Here is a 20,064-nt window from a genome sequence, read left to right on the forward strand (position 1 = left end):
TCAGCCCTCCCTCAGTGTTCTTGCGAAATCAGCGGCTTGCGCGATGATCTCGGCATTCAGTCCAGTCTCATAGCCGCGCCCGCGCAAATGCGCCTCCAGCTTTTCCGTGGCGACATTTCCCGCTGCGCCGGGCGCATAAGGGCAACCGCCAAGGCCGCCCACGGCGGCGTCAAAAACTCGCACGCCATGGGCCAGCGCCACGTCCACATTCTCTAACGCGCGTCCGCTGGTGTCGTGAAAGTGTCCCGCCAGCTTCTCGGCGGGCATCTCCTGCACCACCGCGTCCAGCATCTTGTCCATCCGTTCCGGAAGACCGCGCCCGATCGTATCCCCGAGAGAGACCTCATAGGCCCCCATCTCGCGCAACGCCGCCACCACGCGGGCCACATCACCGGGCTCGGTTTCGCCGTCAAACGGGCAATCGGTGACGCAAGACACATAGCCCCGCATCCGCATCCCGTCGGCCTTCGCGGCCTCGGCCACATCGGCAAAACGCGCAAGGCTTTCATCAATGGTCGCGTTCAGGTTCGCCTTGGAGAACCCTTCCGAGGCACTGGCGAAAATCGCGATCTCATCCGCTTTCGCCGCCACTGCCCCACCGTAGCCGCGCATATTCGGCGTAAGCGCCGCATAGCTGACCCCTTCGGCGCGCGTGATCCCGGCCAAAACCTGCGCCCCGTCCGCCATCTGCGGCACCCACTTGGGCGACACGAACGACGCCACCTCGATGCGGATGAACCCCGCACGCGACAGCATGTCGACCAACGCCACCTTATCGGCGGTCGAGATCATGCGCGCCTCATTCTGCAACCCGTCGCGGGGGCCGACCTCGAATATCTCTGCGCGGTCAGTCATCTTGGGGCACCTCGTAGAAGTCCTTTGCATAGAATGCCTGCGGTCCCTCGATCTGGGCTGTGGCCTGAAAACCGGGGCGGGCTTGCAGGCGTGCCCAATAGGCTTGCAGGTTCGGCCAGGGATCAAGACGCACGTAGTAGGGCGCCGCAAAAAGGTTGAACCCCAACATCGCATCGGCGGCCGAAAAGCCCGAGGGCAGAAGATACTCCCCCGCAATCATCCCATCCAGCGCCCTCAGCGTGTCGGCCAACCGCAGGGTGTTCAGCTTGACTACGGTGCCCGAGGGCTTGGCCGGAGGCCGCAGGAAAAGGTGGTTCAGGTTGAGCTGCTCGATGAGCGAGGCCATCGTTTCCGCAAACCCCATCGCCTCCAGATAGGCCACCCGATCGGCGTGGCCCGGCGCACGGCCAAACCCATGCTCGGGGCGGCTTTCACAGAGGTATTGCAGGATCGCGGCGGATTCGAAAACGGTGATCCCGTCAATTTCCAAAGCCGGGATACGCCCCGCCGGCGAATGCTCCAGAAATCCCGGCGCGCGCATCCCCTTGGTGCCAATCTGATAGGTCACAATCTCGGGCGTGATCCCCATCTCTTGCAACAACCACAGCACCCGGAAAGAGCGTCCCCACGGAACGTGATGCAGGCGGACCAAACCCGCGTCGCTCATGCCTCGTCTTCCAGCACGATCAGGGCCGCACCCGCGTCCACCTGCGCGCCGGCCACAGCCATCACCTCGGCCACGGTGCCATCTCGTCCGGCGGTCAACACATGCTCCATCTTCATCGCCTCCAGCACGGCCAAACGGTCGCCCGCGCTTACCTGCGCGCCTGCTTCCACGAAGACAGCTTTCACAAGGCCCGGCATCGGGGCCACGATATGCCCCGCCGAGGCCCCCGGCCCCGTCGTCACATCCAACGGATCGGGCAACGTGAAGTGGTAGTTGTTGCCCCAAAAGACCGACAATCCAGCCCCGTGGCGCACGACTTCAGCCGCCACCGGCGTGCCGTCTACGGCCCATTGGGTGTCGTTGCCTTCCTTGGACCAAGTGACCTCATGGCTGGCTTTTTCCGACGTGACCACCGCCCGCCCGGGCCCCGAAATCGCAACCTTCAGGGTCTCAGGCTCCCCCTCGAACGCGAGCACGACGGAATGCTCCAACGACGCCCATAGGCTGAACCCCTGCACGGCGTTATCTGCCATGTCCATCGCGCCCACCGCCGCCACGGACCGGCAGCGCGTACAGGGCACGGGCGCTTTCGACAAAGCCTCGACCTCTCGGTCGATCAGGCCGGTATCCACCTCTCCGCGCCCGAAACCTTCGTGCCTTGCCAAGGCCCTCAGAAAGCTGAGGTTGGTGACAGAACCCGCCACCTGCGTGCTTGCCAAAGCCTGCTCCAACCGCGCCAAGGCGATGGCGCGTGTGGGGCCATGGACAATCAGCTTGGCGATCATCGGATCATACCACGGGCTGATCTCATCTCCCTCCCTCACGCCGGTGTCGGCGCGGGCCCCTTCAGGGAAGGCCAGATGGGTAAGCGTCCCCGTGGCGGGCAAAAAGCCCTTCGGCACGTCCTCTGCGTAAAGGCGCGCCTCAAAGGAATGCCCATCAATCGACAGGTCTTCCTGCGCCTTGGGCAAAGCCTCTCCGCTGGCCACGCGCAATTGCCATTCCACCAAGTCCACGCCCGTGATCGCCTCCGTCACCGGATGCTCCACCTGCAAGCGCGTGTTCATCTCCATGAAATAGAACCGATCCGCCTGTAACCCGTCGCTGGCATCCACGATGAACTCCACCGTGCCCGCGCCCTTGTAGCCAATCGCTTCCGCCGCACGGACGGCCGCCGCACCCATCGCTTCGCGCATTTCTTCGGTCATCCCGGGGGCCGGCGCTTCCTCAATCACCTTCTGGTGGCGGCGCTGCAGCGAGCAATCTCGCTCGAACAAATGCACCGCCTTTTCACCGTCACCAAAGACCTGCACCTCAATGTGCCGTGGGGTCGAGACGTATTTCTCGATCAACACCGCCTCGTTGCCAAAGGCCGTTGCCGCCTCTCCTTGGGCACTGGCCAGCGCGTCGGCGAAGTCTTCCGGCGCATCGACACGGCGCATCCCCTTGCCGCCGCCACCGGCCACGGCCTTGATCAACACCGGATAGCCGATTTCACTGGCCCTCTCGGCCAATCCTTCCTGCGACGCGCCATGATAACCCGGCACCACGGGCACGCCCGCCTCCACCATCAAGGCCTTCGCCGCATCCTTCAGACCCATCGCCCGGATCGCCTTGGCAGACGGCCCGATAAACACCAAACCCGCCGCCTCGACCGCATCGACAAACTCCGGGTTCTCCGACAAAAACCCGTAGCCCGGATGCACCGCCTGCGCGCCCGTGCGCAGCGCCGCCTCGATGATCACCTCACCGCGCAGATAGCTTTCCTTGGGCGCCGCCCCGCCAATATGCACCGCCTCATCGGCCATCTGCACATGCCGCGCGCCCGCGTCCGCATCGGAGTAAACCGCCACCGTCCGCACACCCATGGCCCGCGCCGTGTCCATCACCCGACACGCAATCTCACCGCGGTTCGCGATTAATACCTTCTTAAACATCCTCAGCCCTTTCCGAGCACTCAATCCCCGCCAATCCGACCCGGCGCCCCCGCGCCCGGCCCAAAGGAACGCCCAACGCTCCCCCTTCACCTTGGCCCATACAACTCAATCCCGAACCCTCAGCCCGCGCCTACATCCGGAACAAGCCAAACTTCGTCTCCTCAATCGGCGCATTCAACGCCGCCGCCAGCGATAGGCCCAACACTTCCCGAGACTTGCGCGGGTCAACAACCCCGTCATCCCACAGCCTCGCGCTGGCATACAAAGGATGCGACTGCTCCTCGAACATATCGATCGTGGGCTGCTTGAACGCGGCCTCCGCCTCCGCAGACCATTCCTCCCCGGCGCGCTCCATCGCGTCGCGCTTGACCGTGGCCAGAACCCCCGCCGCTTGCGGCCCGCCCATCACGGAAATCCTCGAATTCGGCCAGGACCACAGGAACCGTGGCGAATAAGCCCGCCCCGCCATCCCGTAGTTTCCCGCCCCGAACGAGCCGCCCACCAACATCGTCACCTTCGGCACCGAGGTCGTCGCCACAGCTGTCACCATCTTCGCCCCGTGCCGTGCAATCCCTTCGTTCTCATACTTCCGCCCGACCATGAAACCGGTGATATTCTGCAAGAACACCAAGGGGATCTTCCGGGCCGAGCACAATTCCACAAAATGCGCCGCCTTCTGCGCCGCCTCGCTGAACAACACGCCATTGTTGGCGATAATGCCCACAGGCAGGCCCATGACCTCGGCGAAACCGCAGACAATCGTTTCTCCGAAACGCGCCTTGAACTCGTCGAAATAACTGTCGTCCACGACCCGTGCGATGACCTCCCGAATGTCATAAGGCGTCGTCAGAGATGCCGGTACCACACCCAGCAATTCCTCCGGGTCATAGGCCGGATCGCGCCCCCGTAGACCGGGCCTTGGCCCGGGGCCGCTCGCACCTTTCAACGACCCCACCGCGCGCCGCGCCAAAGCCAGCGCATGGGCGTCGTCCTCTGCCAAATAATCCGCCACACCAGACAGGCGCGTATGCACGTCGCCTCCGCCCAGATCCTCGGCCGAGACCACCTCTCCCGTGGCCGCTTTCACCAAAGGCGGTCCGGCCAGAAAGATCGTGCCCTGCTCTTTCACGATGATCGACACATCGGCCATCGCAGGCACATAGGCCCCCCCCGCGGTGCAAGAGCCCATGACCACGGCGATCTGCGCAATCCCCTTCGCGCTCATCCGCGCTTGGTTGTAGAAAATCCGCCCAAAGTGATCGCGATCGGGAAACACCTCATCCTGATTAGGCAGGTTCGCCCCGCCACTATCCACAAGGTAGACGCAAGGCAGCCCGCATTCCTCGGCAATTTCCTGGGCGCGCAAATGCTTCTTTACGGTGATCGGGTAATACGTGCCGCCCTTCACCGTGGCATCGTTGCAGATCACCATCACGTCGCGCCCATGCACCCGCCCCACACCGGCAATCACGCCGCCGCAAGGTGCCGCCCCGTCATAAAGCCCATGACCCGCCAGCGCCCCAACCTCCAGGAACGGCGATCCCGCATCCAACAGGTTCGCCACCCGCTCTCGCGGCAACATCTTGCCCCGGCCCACATGCCTTTCCCGAGACCGCGCTCCGCCCCCCGCCGCCGCCAATCCGGCCGCCTCCGAGATCACATTCAACGCTTCCAAATGCGCCGCACGGTTGACTTTGGCCTGCTCCGAGCCGCCGATGAATTGAGAGTTCAGTTTCACAGTTTCATTCCCTTTCGCCCGCCCGATCCAAGGCAGCTCCTAATCCAAATCCTTTTGCGCCGTGTCCGCGCCGCGCCGCTATTGCGTGGCGTCGAGGTCGCTCAACAAGGCCCAATCCAACGGCCCCATGACCCCCATCAACCGCGCCACCTGCCAGGCATGCACCGCCTCTTCAAACTTCAACGCGGCCTGAAAACTCTCGCACCATAAGGCGCGGCGGGCGTCCCAACCCGCGCAGGAATCCCCCGCGTCCCGGCCAAGGGCCAAGGCCCAAACCCTCTCGTACAAAGCCGCCAACCCGGCGCCTCCCACGGCTTCCGGCTCCGGCAATAGCGCCCGCATCTGCGCGCCCCTCGCCTCAAACGCCGCCCTCAACCTGCGCTGACACGCCAGCCCATCGGTCGAGACCTCACAAATCCCCATCGCCAGATAGCCGCAATGCTGCACCCAATGGGCATTCATCGCCCCAATCTCCCAGTCCGCCCCATATCCGGGGCCCTGCAACGCCCTTTCAAACTCCGCCATCGCCCCCGGCAAACAGACCCCGAACCTTGGCGTCTCTGGTGCCCCGTCTCCCCACGACTGCGCCGCGCCAGCCCCGGTGCCCAGCGCTAGAACCCCGCAGATCAACAGCCACAACCTCACGTAGCATCCTCCCCAAAGATCAACGCCTCATCCACTGGCTCCCCTCGGGCATCGACCGCCACGAACCACGCCTCCGATCCCTCGGCCTCGCAGATCACCATCAACCTCACACCGTCCACACCCGCCGGCACACCATAGCAATCGTTCAGATCACCCCCGGTTTCCGCCACATAGACGGCCCCATGCCGCGCGATGATCTCCCCCTCCGTGACCGGCGCCGACTGAACACCCAAGTACAACCCGAGCGCCCCCGCCAAAGCCAGCGCCGCCGCCAACGGCAAGATCATCCCCCTTGTCATCACGCGCGCCTTTCCTCCCCTGCCCGCAAGCGCAAAGCCCGCAAACCAGACACAACGCCCCCGTTCACCTTGGCCATACAACTCATCGCAACAGCTGCCACACTTACATCATTCCCATAAGTTCCCGCCCGACCAACATGCGCCGGATCTCCGACGTTCCGGCCCCGATCTCCATCAGCTTGGCATCGCGGAACATCCGGCTCACGGGCGCGTCGTTCATAAACCCCGCGCCCCCCATGGCCTGCACCGCCTGATGGGCCACCTTCATCCCCTCTTCGCTCGCGTATAGCACACAAGCCGCCGCATCTTGGCGTGTGACCTGCCCCCGGTCACAGGCCTTGGCGACCTCATAGGCGTAAGCGCGCGCCGAATTCATCGAGGTATACATATCCGCAATCTTGCCCTGCATCAGTTGGAAATCCCCGATCGATTGCCCGAACTGCTTGCGCTCCTTCATGTAAGGCATGACCTCATCCAGACAGCCCGCCATGATGCCGATGTTCACGCCCGACAGCACCACACGCTCATAATCCAACCCGCTCATCAGCACGCGGACACCGCGTCCTTCTTCGCCAAGCACATTCTCGAATGGCACTTCCACGTCCTCGAACACCAGCTCCGCCGTGTTCGAGCCTCGCATCCCCATCTTGTCGAAATGCGCGCTGGTGCTGAAGCCAACCATCTCTTTTTCAATGATAAAGGCGGTCATGCCCTTGCTGCCCGCCTCCGGGTCCGTCTTGGCATAAACGACCAAAGTGTCGGCATCGGGCCCGTTGGTGATCCAGTATTTGGTGCCATTGAGCACATAGCGATCGTTGCGCTTCTCGGCCCGCAACGACATCGACACCACGTCCGATCCCGCGCCCGCCTCGGACATCGCCAAGGCACCCACATGTTCCCCGGACACCAGTCGCGGAAGGTACTTTTCCTTCTGCTCGACCGAGCCGTTCAACTTAATCTGGTTCACGCAAAGGTTCGAATGCGCCCCGTAAGACAACCCGACCGAGGCTGAGACCCGGCTGATCTCTTCCACCGCCACCAGATGCGCCAAGTATCCCATGCCAGCGCCGCCGAATTGCTCCTCCACGGTCACGCCCAGAAGGCCCAGCTCGCCCATCTCGGGCCACAACTCGTTGGGGAAAGCATTGTCGGCATCGACGGCGGCGGCCATGGGCTTCACCCGCTCCTGCGCCCAAGCATGCACCATGTCGCGCAAGGCATTCACATCCTCGCCCAGATCAAAACTCATCGAACCCAGAAACATCGCCCATCTCTCCCGGTAATTGAACGCTTGTTCATTTAATGACACAGCCCCCGCGCTCGAGTCAAAGGATATTGGGGCCCTCATGCCCTCATCCCCACCGCGCGCACCATAAGCCTTTGGCGCAACACCCCATTTTTCTGCGCTATAGAAGCTCCCGAAGATCTTCACCGGGCGTGGGTTAACACCCGCCCCACTCTACGGCCCTGTGGCCGTGCCGCCCCAGACCGCCCCCTCATTGGGCGCAGGCGCACGGCTCGGATCGCGCATTCCTCCGACCCGCCGGGTGACGCTGGTGGGGGCAATCCCGTTTCAAAGCGGGCCCGCTTTTCTTTACGCCGCACTACAGCTGCCACCAAATCCGCAGCGCCCGCCAGACAGAGCGTCCCGGCAATGACCCCCATCACAGATGGTCATGGCCCCCGCCCTTGTGCCATCCGCCCAAGCGCGTAATCCTGTGCCCAAAGCGCAGGGGGACTTATGCTCAATTTCCATATCTACGACGTCTTCACCGACACGCCATTTACCGGCAATCCTTTGGCCATCGTCGAAGGGGCAGACGGCCTGACCACAGCGCAGATGCAAACCATCGCGCGGCAGTTCAACCTGTCGGAAACCATCTTTATCCAAACGCCCAACGATCCCTCCCACACTGCCAAGGTGCGTATCTTCTTTCCCACGGCAGAAATCCCCTTCGCGGGCCATCCCACCATCGGCTGCGCCCTGCATCTGGCCAAGGGCGCCCCCACCGTCACCCTAGAGGAAGTCGCAGGCCTCGTGCCTGTTACCATCTCCGATGGCATGGCCGAATTCACCGCCCCGAAAATCCCCCGAGCGCTGGAGGCCACCCCAGATCGCGCCACCATGGCCGCCTCGCTTGGGCTGGCTGAACACGATCTCGCGCCCACCGCGTTGGGGAATTTTGAGGGCGGGCCCTCCTTCCTCTATGTCGAACTCACCACGCTCGACGCGCTGTCGCGCTGCAAAATCTCCGAACCCGCCTTCTCGGAGACCCGCAAGACTGCTGGCGACACCGGCGCGATCTATGCCTATGTGCCCACGGGGCCCAATGCGATCCAGGGTCGGATGTTCGATCCCCCCGCAGGCATCGCGGAAGACCCCGCCACAGGCTCCGCCACGGCCCTTCTGGCGGGCCACCTGCACGCGACCGGACGCTTGCCCGAGACCGGCACAACCACTTTCACCCTGCGCCAAGGGGTCGAAATGGGCCGCCCCTCGGACCTTCGGCTGACCATCGACACGGCAGCCAACGCCCTCACCGCCGTTCGGGTCGCGGGGCAAGCGGTTCCCGTGGCCTCCGGCCAAATCCGTATCCCCTGAAGCGCCTCCTCGGGCGCTGCCGCCCCCTCCTCGGAGCTGTCCCCTCAACCAGCGCCGCCCAAAAAATGTCGTCCTGCACCGCAGGGCAATTCTTTAGCGTGCTCCGGGGTCTTCCAACTGAACAAAGCCGTGCCTATAGTCTTCCTATGATTTCAGACCTGCTCAGCCGCCTTCTGGCCCCCGCCCCTGAACCGCTTCCCCAAGCTGATGCCCGCCTTGCGCTTGCCGCCCTTCTGGTGCGTGTTGCCCGCTCCGATGGCGATTACGCTGCTGTAGAAATCGCCCGCATTGATGCGCTTTTGGCCGATCGCTACGGCCTTCTGCCGGGCCAGGCCAAGACCCTGCGCGCTCAGGCCGAGGCGCTGGAGGCTCAGGCCCCCGATACTGTCCGCTTCACCCGTGCCATCAAGGATTCGGTTGACCATGACGACCGCCTTGATGTGGTCGAGGCGCTTTGGGATATCGCCCTTGCCGATGGCGAACGGGACGAGGATGAAAACGCCCTGATGCGCCTTGTCGCCCCGATGCTTGGCATCAATGACCGCGACAGCAATTTGGCCCGTCGCCGGGTTGAGGCGAACCTTTAAGGGCCTCCACCAAAGGTCTCCACGCGCCCTCACCCCCGGCCTTTTCCGCCTACCCGCAAAGGCCAATCCCCATGCTCGCCACCCTCCCGATGTATCTGCGTGCGCAAACGCGGGCGGCCCATGATGCGTTCTACGCCCTGATCCGCGATGCCCTGCGTGACCACGGCCATCTCGCCCCCGACGCTTTGGATCACGACACGCCCCATACCCAAACATGGACCCGGCCCGATCTGCTGCTGGGGCAAATCTGCAACCTGCCCTACCGCACCCACGCCCATACCCTCACCACCCGCATCGGCACCTGTGACTACGGCCTGCCGGGCGCGCCTGCGGGGCATTACTTCTCCTATTTCGTGGTGCGCGCCGATGATCCCCGTGACACGCCCGCGGCCTTCGCCAATGCGCGCCTTGCGGTGAATGAGGTCGACAGCCACTCCGGTTGGGGGGCCGCCTGGAGCTACGCCCGTGCCCATGGCTTCGCCTTTTCTCGTGGGGTTCTGACCGGGGCCCATAGCGCCTCGGCCCGGGCCCTTGTGGCGGGACAGGCCGACATCGCCTGCATCGACGCGATCAGTTGGCAGATGATCGAGCGCTACGATGACACCGCGCCACGCCTGCGGATCATCGCCCAAAGCGCCACGTCGCCGGGCCAAACCCTGATTACCGCGCGCGGCAAAGACCCCGCCCCCCTGCGCCTTGCCGTGATCGCGGCCCTTACGGCGCTTTCGCCTGCGCACCGTGAAACGCTGATGCTGCGCGGCCTCGTGTCTCTGCCCGATGCGGCCTACCACGCCATGGCCCTGCCCGATGCCGCGCCAATCGGCACGGCGGCGCGGCACAGGGCCTGAATCCCTCTCTTTCCCCTGCGGCACCCACCCCTTGCCCGTTGCATTTCTTGGCCATTTCGGCACAACTCAGGCGAAACATCAGGGACAAGACCACGTGACAACCGCCTCCCCCCCCGTGATCGAGATCAACGGATTGCACAAAAGTTTCGGCGCGCTCGACGTGCTGAAAGGCGTCGACCTCTCGGCCCAAGCGGGCGATGTGGTGTCGCTGATCGGCTCTTCCGGGTCGGGGAAATCCACGCTTCTGCGCTGCGCAAACCTTCTGGAAGACAGCCAGCAGGGCGAGATCATTTTTGAAGGCGATCCGATCCGCTGGAAGGGCACAGGCGACAACCGCCGCCCCGCCGATGCCGAGCAGGTCCGACTGATCCGCACCAATTTATCGATGGTGTTTCAAAGCTTTAATCTATGGTCCCACATGACCATTTTGCAGAACGTGATGGAAGCGCCCGTCACCGTTCTGGGCGAGGATAAGGCCGAGGTCGAAGACCGCGCGCGCCGCCTGCTCGACAAGGTAGGCATCGGTGCGAAATGCGACGCTTGGCCGTCGGAGCTGTCGGGCGGACAACAGCAACGCGCCGCCATCGCGCGGGCCTTGTGTATGGAGCCGCGTGCCCTGCTGTTTGATGAGCCGACATCGGCCCTCGACCCTGAGTTGGAGCAAGAGGTGATCCGCGTCATCCGTGATCTGGCCGAGGAAGGCCGCACGATGATTCTCGTGACCCACGACATGCGCATGGCGCGCGATATTTCCTCTCACGTTGTGTTCCTGCACCAAGGGCTGATCGAGGAACAAGGCGCCCCGTCCGAGCTGTTCGGCCACGCCAAGTCCGCGCGGCTGCGACAGTTCCTCAGCCATTCCGACGCCGCCTGAATGACGCGCTTTCTGGCCCTTCTTCTGGTGGCAATCGCGCCCCTTTGCGCCAAGGCGGAAACCCTGCGCATTGCCACCTCAGCTGCCTATCCGCCGATGATCATCCACAACGGCGCGTCGCCCGTCAGCGGGCTCGAGGGGGATCTGCTGGCCGCCCTATGCGCCCGCGCCGGGTGGGATTGCCAGTGGGAAATCATGCCCTTTGATGCGATCTTTGTGGCGCTGGAGGCAGGCGAGATCGACATCGCAGCCAATTCCCTTGGCTATACCGCGGCCCGGGCGGCGCGGGTGCATATGACCTGCCCCTATCGCCCCGGCTCAGCCGATGGCGCTCAGGGGACGTTCTATGTGCTCGATCCCTCCCATGACCCTCGCAGCGGCCCGATTGCAGTGCTGCGCGAAACGCTGCACGCCACCGCGCTGGCTCTTGCCGGGCTGGAGGCACGTCCGTTTTCCGACGATCACACCGCGCTTGATGCCGTCGTCGCGGGCGACATTCCCGCCTATTTCGGCGCCGATCCGGCGGTGGAGACTTACCCCAATCGCGGCCTTCTTACCGCCTCGGGCGGGATGGCTATTGAAAGCGGCGGCACCTCTATCGCCGTGACGCCGTTGCGTCCCGACCTCGCGGCAGAGGTTGACGCGCAGCTGGTAAACCTATCCCGTGATGGAACCATTACGCGCCTGACAACCCGCTGGACCGGGGCGGGCGTAGACGACCCAATCGCACTATGCGACATTGGCCTACCAATAAGCTAACCAACAGGGAGTATCCCAAAATGAAAAAACTGATCCTAGCCACAACGGCACTGACAATGACTGCGGGCATGGCGCTGGCCGATGGCCATTCCGTCGTGCGCATGGGCACCGAAGGCGCCTACCCTCCCTATAACTTCATCAACGATGATGGCGAAGTGGACGGTCTGGAACGCGCCCTGGGTGATGAACTCTGCGCCCGTGCCGAACTGACCTGCGAATGGGTCACCAACGAATGGGACAGCATCATCCCCAACCTGACTTCCGGCAACTACGACACGATCATTGCCGGCATGTCGATTACCGATGAGCGTGACGAAGTCATCGACTTCACCCAAGCCTATATCCCCAACGCGCCAACGCTTTTCATGGGCATGGACGAAGATCTTGAACTGGATGGCGCCGTTATTGCCGCGCAAACAAACACGATCCAGTCGGGCTATCTGGCGACCCTCGAAGGGGTGACACTGATCGAATTCGCCACCCCCGATGAAACCGTCGCCGCCGTGCGCAACGGCGAGGCCGATGCCGTGTTTGCCGACAACGACTTCCTCTTGCAGGTTGCGGCTGAAGACGATGACCTGATGATCATCCTCGATCCCGTGACCCTCGGCCAAGGCGTTGGCATGGGCCTGCGTGAAGGCGATGAGCTGATCGCCGTCTTTGATGCTGCCATCACCTCGATGAAGGAAGACGGCTCCCTCAACGCGCTCCTGGTGGAATGGTTCGGCGAGGATACCCTCACCTGGTAATGGCCGCTTCAATGCAACACTGGAAGCGCGGGCTGCTTAAGGCTTGGCTCGCGCTTTCCCTGCTCTGGGGAGCGGCTGTGACCCTGTTTTTGGTCATCGGAACGGTTGAAGTCTTTGAGGCATCACCCTGGCAGACAAGCGCCACGGCCACTGCGTTCATCCTCTTGGCCTTCCTGCCCCTCGCAGCTCTACCTCCGCTCGTCCTGCTCGCGCTCGGCGCGCTCATCATCTGGATCATCGACCGCCTGCGCCCTACACACGACACCCACCTCTGAAACGCCCCCCTTTCCACTTCACCTTGGCACATACAACTCAATCCCGCCCCGAGCCCCACACACCTCATGTTCAGCTTTTGCTCCGATCCCTCCACCCTCGACACTTTCCGCTGGTTCAGCTGCTACCTGACCAATGGCGTGCATATGCTGTTCTATCAAAGCTTCCTGACCGTGGGCCTGCTGCTGTTGATCGCCGCCCCTCTGTCGCTCGGCATCGGCTTTGTCGCCGCTACCGCCAGCCGCGCCCGTAACCTGCCCGCGCGGCTGATCGGCAAAACCTACACCGCCATGGTGCGCGGCGTGCCCGATATCGTATTCTTCCTGTTCTTCGTCCTCGTGCTGGACCAAGGGATCGAATACCTCCGCCACATCGTGACCTGCCCCGACTGGGACGAGCCGATCCGCCAAGGCGCCAACTTCCTCGTCTGCGACGCGGCCCGCACGCCTCAAGGCAACGCCCCCCAATGGGTGCACGAAAGCTACAACTTCGGCTTGGCCACATTCACCTACGCCATCGTCTTCGGCGCATTCTGCGGCAACGTGCTCTACGGGGCGATGGGCGCCGTGCCGAAGCCGCAACTGGAAACGGCGGCTGCATACGGCATGTCCCAGCGGCAAATCTTCTGGCGTATCCTGGTGCCGCAAATGTGGGTCTTCGCGCTGCCGGGCCTGTCCAACATCTGGATGATCTTGATCAAGGCGACGCCCCTGCTGTTCCTCTTGGGGATCGAGGATATCGTCTACTGGGCCCGTGAAATCGGCGGCTCCCGCAATTCTCGCTTCGCCTACCCGCACCCCGACTGGCGCTTTTGGTACTTCCTCGGACTGCTGATCTTCTACCTCTGCTTCACGCGCGTGTCAGAGCTCGCCCTCTCCCGCCTCACCCGCCGCCTCTCCCGTGGCCAAGCCACCGCGGGCGGCGAAGCCCTGCGCAAGGCCGCCCCATGACGCCCCGCTGCCCTGCTCCGCCAAAGACTTTTGCAAAAGTCTTCCCAGAGCCTTGCAAGGCTCTGCCCACGCCCTTGCAAGGGCGTGCCAAATCCTTTGCAAAGGATTTCTCCGCATGACCTGCACCGACGCGATCCAAGCCTATGCCCTGCGTGCCATCGGCATTGGCGAACGCGCCCTTCCCCAGGGCGACATCACCCTTTGTGAACAATTCGTGCTCATCGGCTCCGGCATGATCTGGAACGTCTATTTCGGCGTCCTCGCCCTCTCGTTCGGCTTCTTCTTCGCCGTGGCCCTCGCCGTCGCCAAAGCCTCGCCGCGCTGGCTGCTCCGCAAACCGGCGGAATGGTTCATCTTCCTGTTCCGCGGCTCCCCTCTCTTTATCCAGTTCTTCATGGCCTATGAGGCTTTCGTGATGATCCCCCGTCTAGGCTACGAGTTCGAGCTTTTCGGCATCGCGATCGAGGCTGAAACCCGCTGGTTCGCCCGGGCCTGGCTTGGCGCCCTGATTGTCCTTTTCTGCAACACTTCCGCCTATGCCGCCGAGATCTTTTACGGCGCGCTCCGCTCCGTCCCCAAAGGCGATCTGGAAGCCGCCGATGCCTATGGCCTGACTGGTTGGAAGAAGTTTCGCCGCATCACCTTCCCCACCACCATGCGCCTGGCCTGGCCCGCCTATACCAATGAAGCGATCTTCATGTTCCACGCCACGGCGCTGGTGTTCTTCAGCTCTTTCCCTGCCTTCCAGCAGCGCGGCGACGCGCTCTATTACGCCTCTTATTTCGCCGACCGCACCTTCAACCCCTTCATCCCCTACCCCATTGTGGCCGGCTACTTCATCATCGTGGCTCTGCTCGTCATCGCCCTTTTCGGCGCCATCAACCGCCGCCTCAACCGTCACCTCCCCTCTGACCAAAAGCGACGCCTCCGCCTCCGTCCCACCCTCATCCGCTAACCCCACCGCCTTGAAACGCCGCTTGCGAGGTCGCCGCCTCAGGCGTAAGGCTCATACAGCGCAACCCTTTTTACCTCCTGTGTCCCATGACCGCTCCTCAGGCTCCGGCCGACTTCCTTCACGATAATCCCCAAATCAAATCCATCCGTATGGTCGCCTCTGACCTGAACGGCCAAGCCCGAGGCAAACGGGTCGCCCGGCGTTTCGCGGGCAAGGCGATCAAGGACGGCACACGCTTTCCCTATTCGGTCCTGAACCTCGACATATGGGGCGAAGACATCGACGATAGCCCCCTGGTGTTCGAGGCCGGTGACCCCGATGGCATCCTCTACCCCACCTCCCGTGGCCTCGTGCCCGTCCCGTGGCTGGAAACCCCCACGGCGATCCTGCCGATCTGGATGTTCCACGACGACGGCACCCCCTATATGGGCGACCCTCGCCACGCGCTGGCCCGTGTGGTCGACCGCTACAAGGCACGCGGCCTCACCCCTGTGGTCGCCACAGAACTGGAGTTCTACATCATTGACGACCGTGGCCGCGAACTCCGCGTGCCGCCCTCACCTCGCTCCGGCATCCGCCGCCAACAGGCCGAGATCCTTGCGCTGCGCCAACTCGATGCTTTTGATACGTTCCTCACAGCGCTCTATGACGCTTGCGAGGCGATGGATATCCCCGCCGACACGATGATCTCCGAGGCCGGCCCAGGCCAGTTCGAAATCAACATGGACCACCAGCCCGACGCGATGAAAGCCGCCGACGACGCCTGGCTGTTCAAAGTCCTGACCCGGGGCCTCGCCCGCTCCCATGGGTTTGCCGCCAGCTTCATGGCCAAACCCTACCCCGATTACGCGGGCAATGGCCTTCATACGCATTTCAGCGTCCTCGATGCCGACGGCAACAACATCTTCGACAATGGCGGCGCTGAGGGCTCCGACACGCTGCAACACGCCATCGCCGGATGCCTTGCCGCCATGCCCGGCTCCATGCTGATCTTTGCGCCCCATGCCACCAGCTACGACCGCTTCGTGCCCGGTGCCCATGCCCCCACCGCTGCCGCCTGGGCCTACGAGAACCGGACTACCGCCCTGCGTATCCCCGCGGGTAACCCCTCTGCGCGCCGGATCGAACACCGCGTCGCGGGCGGTGATATCAACCCCTACCTCTTCCTGGCCGCCGTCCTTGGCGCCGCCCTTGATGGGATCGAACAAGGCCTCCCCCCCGCCCCTGCCATCCAAGGCAGCGCCTACACGGCCGAGCTGCCGCAGCTGCCCCTCACTTGGGCCGATGCCATCACGGCCTTCGACCAATCCCCCGAAATCCAACGTATCTTCGCCCCTGAGTTGCGCGAAACCTTCCTCGCCACCAAGCGCCAGGAACTCAAATACATGGCCGACCTCTCCCCCGAAGAACAACAGGAGCTCTACCTCGACACGGTCTGACCCCCACGCAACGCTCCCCCCTTCATCTTGGCCTTACAACTCCGGGGGTTTGGGGGCTGGCCCCCATTAAACAGCCGCGTTTGGGGGCTGGCCCCCAATAGAGGACGCGCTTGGGGGCTGGCCCCCAAAACGCCAACCAATCCACCCACCACTCCAAATCACACGAGCCTCCCCATGCACCTCGGCATCTTGCAAACCGGACATGTCCCCACTGAAGTCGCCTCCACCGACGGCCCCTATGCCACGTTGTTCCGCAAGCTCTTTGCACACCGCGGCTTCACCCAAACGCTCTGGTCCGTGGTGGATGGTGAATTCCCCTCCGGCCCCGAAGCGGCGGACGCTTGGCTGGTGACGGGCTCCAAACATGGCGCTTATGAAGATCACCCCTGGATTCCCCCGCTGGAGGATCTGATCCGCGCGATCCGTGACGCGGAAATTCCCCTCGTGGGGTCCTGCTTCGGACACCAGATCATCGCCCAGGCCCTTGGCGGCACAGTGGAAAAATACCCTGAAGGCTGGTCCGTGGGCCGCACTCAATACAAGGTCGGCGACCAGACCCTGAACCTTAACGCCTGGCATCAAGACCAAGTCACCCAGCTGCCCGAAGGCGCGACGGTCCATGCCTCTTCCGACTTCTGCGCCAACGCGATCGTGGCCATCGGGCCGCGCATCCTGACGACGCAACCGCACCCGGAATTCGCCAATTCGGTCATCGAGTCATTGATCGACCTGAAAGGTGACGCCGTGGAACCTGACCGTTTGGCCATCGCCAAGGCCCTGCTGACAGAGCCCAACGACAACCGCCTGATCGCCGATTGGTTCGCCGACGTGCTAGAAGGGGCGGACGCCACAAAACCAAGGGACTTTCCCCGATGATCCCCGCAGAATTTCTCGCCAAACTGCCCGATGTTGCCCGCACCTACTTGGAGGGCCGCACCCTAGATGAGGTCGAATGCATCGTCTCGGACCTTGCGGGCGTGGCGCGGGGCAAGGCGATGCCGGGCACGAAATTTGCGCGCCAAGCGCAGTTCTACCTGCCCAACTCGATCTTTTTCCAAACCATTACAGGGGATTGGGCCGACGACGTCGGCGATGGCTTCACCGAGCCGGACATGATCCTGACCCCGGACTTCGACACCGCTCTGCCCGCCCCTTGGACGGCCGATTGGACGCTTCAGGTGATCCACGACATCCACGACCAACAAGGCCAACCGGTCTCTTTCGCGCCGCGCAACGTGCTGAAACGGGTGGTTGAGCTTTATAACGCACGGGGCTGGCAACCGATTGTTGCCCCCGAGATGGAATTCTACCTCGTCGCCCCCAACACCGACCCCGCGCAGGAAATCGTGCCGCCCATGGGCCGATCGGGCAGGCGCGCGGCGGCGCGGCAGGCGTACTCCATGTCCGCGGTGGATGAATACGGCCAGGTCATTGATGACATTTACGATTTCGCCGAGGCAATGGGGCTGGAAATTGACGGCATCCTGCAAGAAGGCGGCGCGGGGCAGATCGAATTGAACCTACGCCACGGCGATCCGGTCAAGCTCGCCGATGAGATGTTTTACTTCAAACGGATGATCCGGGAAGCGGCGCTGAAGCACAATATGTACGCAACCTTCATGGCCAAACCCATCGCCGGAGAGCCGGGATCAGCGATGCATATCCACCACTCTGTCGTGGACGCGGCGACGGGGCAAAACATCTTCTCGGACGCAGACGGCGCGGAAACCCCCGCCTTCATGCATTTCATCGGCGGCATGCAACGCAATATGCCCGCCGTGATCGCCCTTCTGGCGCCTTACGTGAACAGCTACCGCCGCTATGTGCCTGATTTCGCCGCGCCAATTAACCTCGAATGGGGGCGTGACAACCGTACCACGGGGCTGCGGGTGCCCGTCTCTGGCCCCGAGGCACGGCGGGTGGAAAACCGTCTGCCGGGGATGGATTGCAACCCCTATCTGGGCATCGCCGCCAGCCTTGCGACGGGCTATTTGGGCTTGGTGGAGGGCGAAGGCCCGTCCGAGGAATTCAACGGCGACGCCTATTCCGCCGAAAGCGGCGTGCCGCGCGGATTGGGGGACGCTTTGGGCCTGCTGGAGGCCAATCTGGGCGTGCGCCAATGCTTGGGAGAGGATTTCTGCCGCGTCTATTCCGCCGTTAAGCAATTGGAATATAACGAGTTCCTGCATGTCATCAGCCCTTGGGAGCGGGAGCATTTGTTGCTGAATGTCTAGACACAGGCCCGGAAGCAAAGATTGGTGGCTTGAGACCGCCCTGATCGCGGGCAGCGGCGTGGTTCTGGCGGCTTTCCTTTGGGACGGGCCGATATTTGCGGGTGGCGACGCCGTGTCCCCGGCCACGCCCACCGTCGCGCCCGTCCTTGCGCCCGCGCCTATGCCTCGAACAGTGGCGGACCTGATGGATGCGGGCTGTCTGACCCAGGAAAACTTACGCGCCATGGTGGAAGGCCGAGCGATCTACGTGTCCTGTCCCTTGCATCCGTTGGAAACCTCGCCATGAACGCGCTCTATCGTAACGACCGCCCCGGACGCCACGCGCCTTCGGTCTATGCAGCGGGCGTCAGTGCGCCCGAGCGCCCGCCCCTAACCGGGGAGATCAGCGTTGATGTGGCGGTGATCGGCGCGGGCATCACCGGGTTGTGGGCGGCGTTGACCTTGGCGAAAGCCGGACGGTCCGTGGTGGTGCTGGACGCGCACCGCGTGGGATTTGGCGCCTCGGGCCGCAACGGCGGACAGGTGCATTCCGGCTTCAACATGGGCCAACGGGCGTTGGAGGACCGCTTGGGCAAAGACCGCGCCCACGCCCTGTGGGACTTGGCGGAAGCGGGCAAGGATCAGCTCCGGGCCTTCTGCGAAACGGCGCCGGAAACCCACTATCGCCCCGGCGTGGCCCATGGCGAATATAGCGCGCTGTCCTTGGCGGAGGCGCGTCTAGAAGCCGACCATATGGCGCGCCACTACGGTATCGAAACCACGGTAATGGGCCGCGATGCTTTTGCGCAGTTGGTCAAAGCCCCGGCCTATGTGGGTGGCACCTTGGACGAAAGCGGCGGGCATCTTCAGCCTTTGGCCTACGCCCTCGCCCTCGCCCGCGCCGCCGAGGCTGCTGGCGCTGTGATCCATGAGCGGACCGAAGTGCTGAGCGTGGCTGAGGGGACGCGGGTGCGCCTGACCACGCCGCGCGGGCGCATCAACGCGGGCCACGTGATAGCTGCGGGCAATGGCTATCTGCCGAACCTGTTGCCGCAGGTAAACCGCAGGGTCATGCCGATCAATTCCTTCATCGCCGCGACCGAGCCGCTGCCCGAGCGCTGGCAAGAGGTGATGGCCCGTGACATTGCCGTGTCCGATAGCAAGTTCGTGGTGAATTATTATCGCTTCGACCACGAGAGGCGGTTCTTGTTCGGGGGGCGGGAAAGCTACTCCATCGGATTTCCGAGGGACATAAAGACCGCCCTTGTTGCGCGGATGGCGCAGCTGTTCCCTCAGTTGAGCGGCGTGAAGGTGGATTACGTTTGGGGCGGATCGCTGGGAATAACGCCCTCTCGCCTGCCTCATGTGGCCCGCGTTGGCTCCAAGGTGCTGTCTGGGGCCGGATTCTCCGGCCACGGGGTCGCGCTGAGCGGGATGGCGGGCCGGGTGATGGCCGAGGCTGTTTTGGGGCAAGAGGGCGGCTTGGCCACGTTCGACGCGCTGAAAATCCCTGCGTTTCCAGGGGGTACGGCCCTACGCGCCCCGATCCTTACACTGGCCATGTCGTGGTTTGCGTTGCGCGATCGCATCGGCCTCTAGGCAAAAAGTGGACGATTTCCGCCGACCGCGAGGTTGTCGCTTTTCTGTGACGTTCTTCTGCATATATAAGAAAAA

At 63.3% G+C, this 20,064-nt stretch carries 21 protein-coding genes; 14 read left to right on the top strand and 7 right to left on the bottom strand.

All coding sequences use genetic code 11. The annotated features are described in order from the left end of the window. The 7 genes from K3728_14945 to K3728_14975 all read right to left on the bottom strand — a co-directional run bounded on the left by K3728_14945 (window position 1) and on the right by K3728_14975 (window position 7,405). Window positions 1-855, bottom strand: a complete 855-nt coding sequence (locus tag K3728_14945) for a hydroxymethylglutaryl-CoA lyase (protein ID UWQ94974.1) — start codon at window positions 853-855, stop codon at window positions 1-3. Continuing rightward, a complete protein-coding gene (locus K3728_14950) occupies window positions 848-1,507 on the bottom strand; it encodes a glutathione S-transferase (protein ID UWQ97578.1) in 660 nt (219 codons plus the stop codon). The genes K3728_14945 and K3728_14950 overlap by 8 nt, the downstream gene beginning before the upstream one ends. Window positions 1,508-1,518: 11 nt before the next feature. After that, on the bottom strand, window positions 1,519-3,459 hold the full coding sequence (locus K3728_14955) for an acetyl/propionyl/methylcrotonyl-CoA carboxylase subunit alpha (protein ID UWQ94975.1): 1,941 nt from the start codon (window positions 3,457-3,459) through the stop codon (window positions 1,519-1,521). 130 nt (window positions 3,460-3,589) lie between these two features. Continuing rightward, complete coding sequence (locus K3728_14960; GenBank protein ID UWQ94976.1) at window positions 3,590-5,197, bottom strand: methylcrotonoyl-CoA carboxylase; 1,608 nt, start codon at window positions 5,195-5,197, stop codon at window positions 3,590-3,592. Window positions 5,198-5,275: 78 nt separating this feature from the next. Further along, window positions 5,276-5,722, bottom strand: coding sequence for a hypothetical protein (locus tag K3728_14965; protein UWQ94977.1), 447 nt, complete (start codon window positions 5,720-5,722; stop codon window positions 5,276-5,278). Between the two features lie 116 nt (window positions 5,723-5,838). Further along, window positions 5,839-6,141: a hypothetical protein gene (locus tag K3728_14970; protein UWQ94978.1), complete on the bottom strand. Its 303-nt coding sequence runs from the start codon at window positions 6,139-6,141 to the stop codon at window positions 5,839-5,841. A 103-nt stretch (window positions 6,142-6,244) separates the two neighbouring features. Continuing rightward, window positions 6,245-7,405 (bottom strand): isovaleryl-CoA dehydrogenase, encoded by a 1,161-nt coding sequence (locus tag K3728_14975; GenBank protein ID UWQ94979.1) that lies wholly within the window; start codon window positions 7,403-7,405, stop codon window positions 6,245-6,247. Between the two features lie 477 nt (window positions 7,406-7,882). Here K3728_14975 and K3728_14980 point away from each other — a divergent pair, with 477 nt between their 5' ends. The 14 genes from K3728_14980 to K3728_15045 all read left to right on the top strand — a co-directional run bounded on the left by K3728_14980 (window position 7,883) and on the right by K3728_15045 (window position 19,989). Continuing rightward, the gene (locus K3728_14980) at window positions 7,883-8,743 is read left to right on the top strand and encodes a PhzF family phenazine biosynthesis protein (GenBank protein ID UWQ94980.1); all 861 of its coding nucleotides are present in this window, start codon (window positions 7,883-7,885) and stop codon (window positions 8,741-8,743) included. 146 nt (window positions 8,744-8,889) lie between these two features. Continuing rightward, window positions 8,890-9,330 carry a TerB family tellurite resistance protein gene (locus K3728_14985; protein ID UWQ94981.1) on the top strand — a complete coding sequence of 147 codons (441 nt, stop codon included), beginning with the start codon at window positions 8,890-8,892 and terminating at the stop codon, window positions 9,328-9,330. A gap of 71 nt (window positions 9,331-9,401) precedes the next feature. Then, complete coding sequence (locus tag K3728_14990; GenBank protein UWQ94982.1) at window positions 9,402-10,178, top strand: PhnD/SsuA/transferrin family substrate-binding protein; 777 nt, start codon at window positions 9,402-9,404, stop codon at window positions 10,176-10,178. A 94-nt stretch (window positions 10,179-10,272) separates the two neighbouring features. After that, entirely contained in the window at window positions 10,273-11,052 is a 780-nt protein-coding gene (locus K3728_14995; GenBank protein ID UWQ94983.1) for an ATP-binding cassette domain-containing protein, read from the top strand. Continuing rightward, on the top strand, window positions 11,053-11,811 hold the full coding sequence (locus K3728_15000; GenBank protein ID UWQ94984.1) for a transporter substrate-binding domain-containing protein: 759 nt from the start codon (window positions 11,053-11,055) through the stop codon (window positions 11,809-11,811). Window positions 11,812-11,831: 20 nt separating this feature from the next. Next, window positions 11,832-12,560: a transporter substrate-binding domain-containing protein gene (locus K3728_15005; GenBank protein UWQ94985.1), complete on the top strand. Its 729-nt coding sequence runs from the start codon at window positions 11,832-11,834 to the stop codon at window positions 12,558-12,560. A 77-nt stretch (window positions 12,561-12,637) separates the two neighbouring features. Further along, window positions 12,638-12,835, top strand: coding sequence for a hypothetical protein (locus tag K3728_15010; GenBank protein ID UWQ94986.1), 198 nt, complete (start codon window positions 12,638-12,640; stop codon window positions 12,833-12,835). A gap of 66 nt (window positions 12,836-12,901) precedes the next feature. Beyond that, window positions 12,902-13,783, top strand: coding sequence for an ABC transporter permease subunit (locus K3728_15015; protein ID UWQ94987.1), 882 nt, complete (start codon window positions 12,902-12,904; stop codon window positions 13,781-13,783). Window positions 13,784-13,898: 115 nt separating this feature from the next. Next, window positions 13,899-14,738, top strand: a complete 840-nt coding sequence (locus K3728_15020) for an ABC transporter permease subunit (GenBank protein ID UWQ94988.1) — start codon at window positions 13,899-13,901, stop codon at window positions 14,736-14,738. An 86-nt stretch (window positions 14,739-14,824) separates the two neighbouring features. After that, window positions 14,825-16,177: a glutamine synthetase family protein gene (locus tag K3728_15025; protein UWQ94989.1), complete on the top strand. Its 1,353-nt coding sequence runs from the start codon at window positions 14,825-14,827 to the stop codon at window positions 16,175-16,177. Window positions 16,178-16,351: 174 nt separating this feature from the next. Next, window positions 16,352-17,053 carry a type 1 glutamine amidotransferase gene (locus K3728_15030; GenBank protein ID UWQ94990.1) on the top strand — a complete coding sequence of 234 codons (702 nt, stop codon included), beginning with the start codon at window positions 16,352-16,354 and terminating at the stop codon, window positions 17,051-17,053. Beyond that, entirely contained in the window at window positions 17,050-18,411 is a 1,362-nt protein-coding gene (locus K3728_15035; protein UWQ94991.1) for a glutamine synthetase family protein, read from the top strand. The genes K3728_15030 and K3728_15035 overlap by 4 nt, the downstream gene beginning before the upstream one ends. Continuing rightward, window positions 18,404-18,697 carry a hypothetical protein gene (locus tag K3728_15040; GenBank protein ID UWQ94992.1) on the top strand — a complete coding sequence of 98 codons (294 nt, stop codon included), beginning with the start codon at window positions 18,404-18,406 and terminating at the stop codon, window positions 18,695-18,697. Before K3728_15035 ends, K3728_15040 begins: the two co-directional genes overlap by 8 nt. Further along, window positions 18,694-19,989, top strand: coding sequence for an FAD-binding oxidoreductase (locus K3728_15045; protein UWQ94993.1), 1,296 nt, complete (start codon window positions 18,694-18,696; stop codon window positions 19,987-19,989). The genes K3728_15040 and K3728_15045 overlap by 4 nt, the downstream gene beginning before the upstream one ends. Window positions 19,990-20,064 lie beyond the last annotated feature (75 nt).

The sequence above is a fragment of the Rhodobacteraceae bacterium M385 genome, from assembly GCA_025141835.1.
GTDB lineage: Bacteria > Pseudomonadota > Alphaproteobacteria > Rhodobacterales > Rhodobacteraceae > Gymnodinialimonas.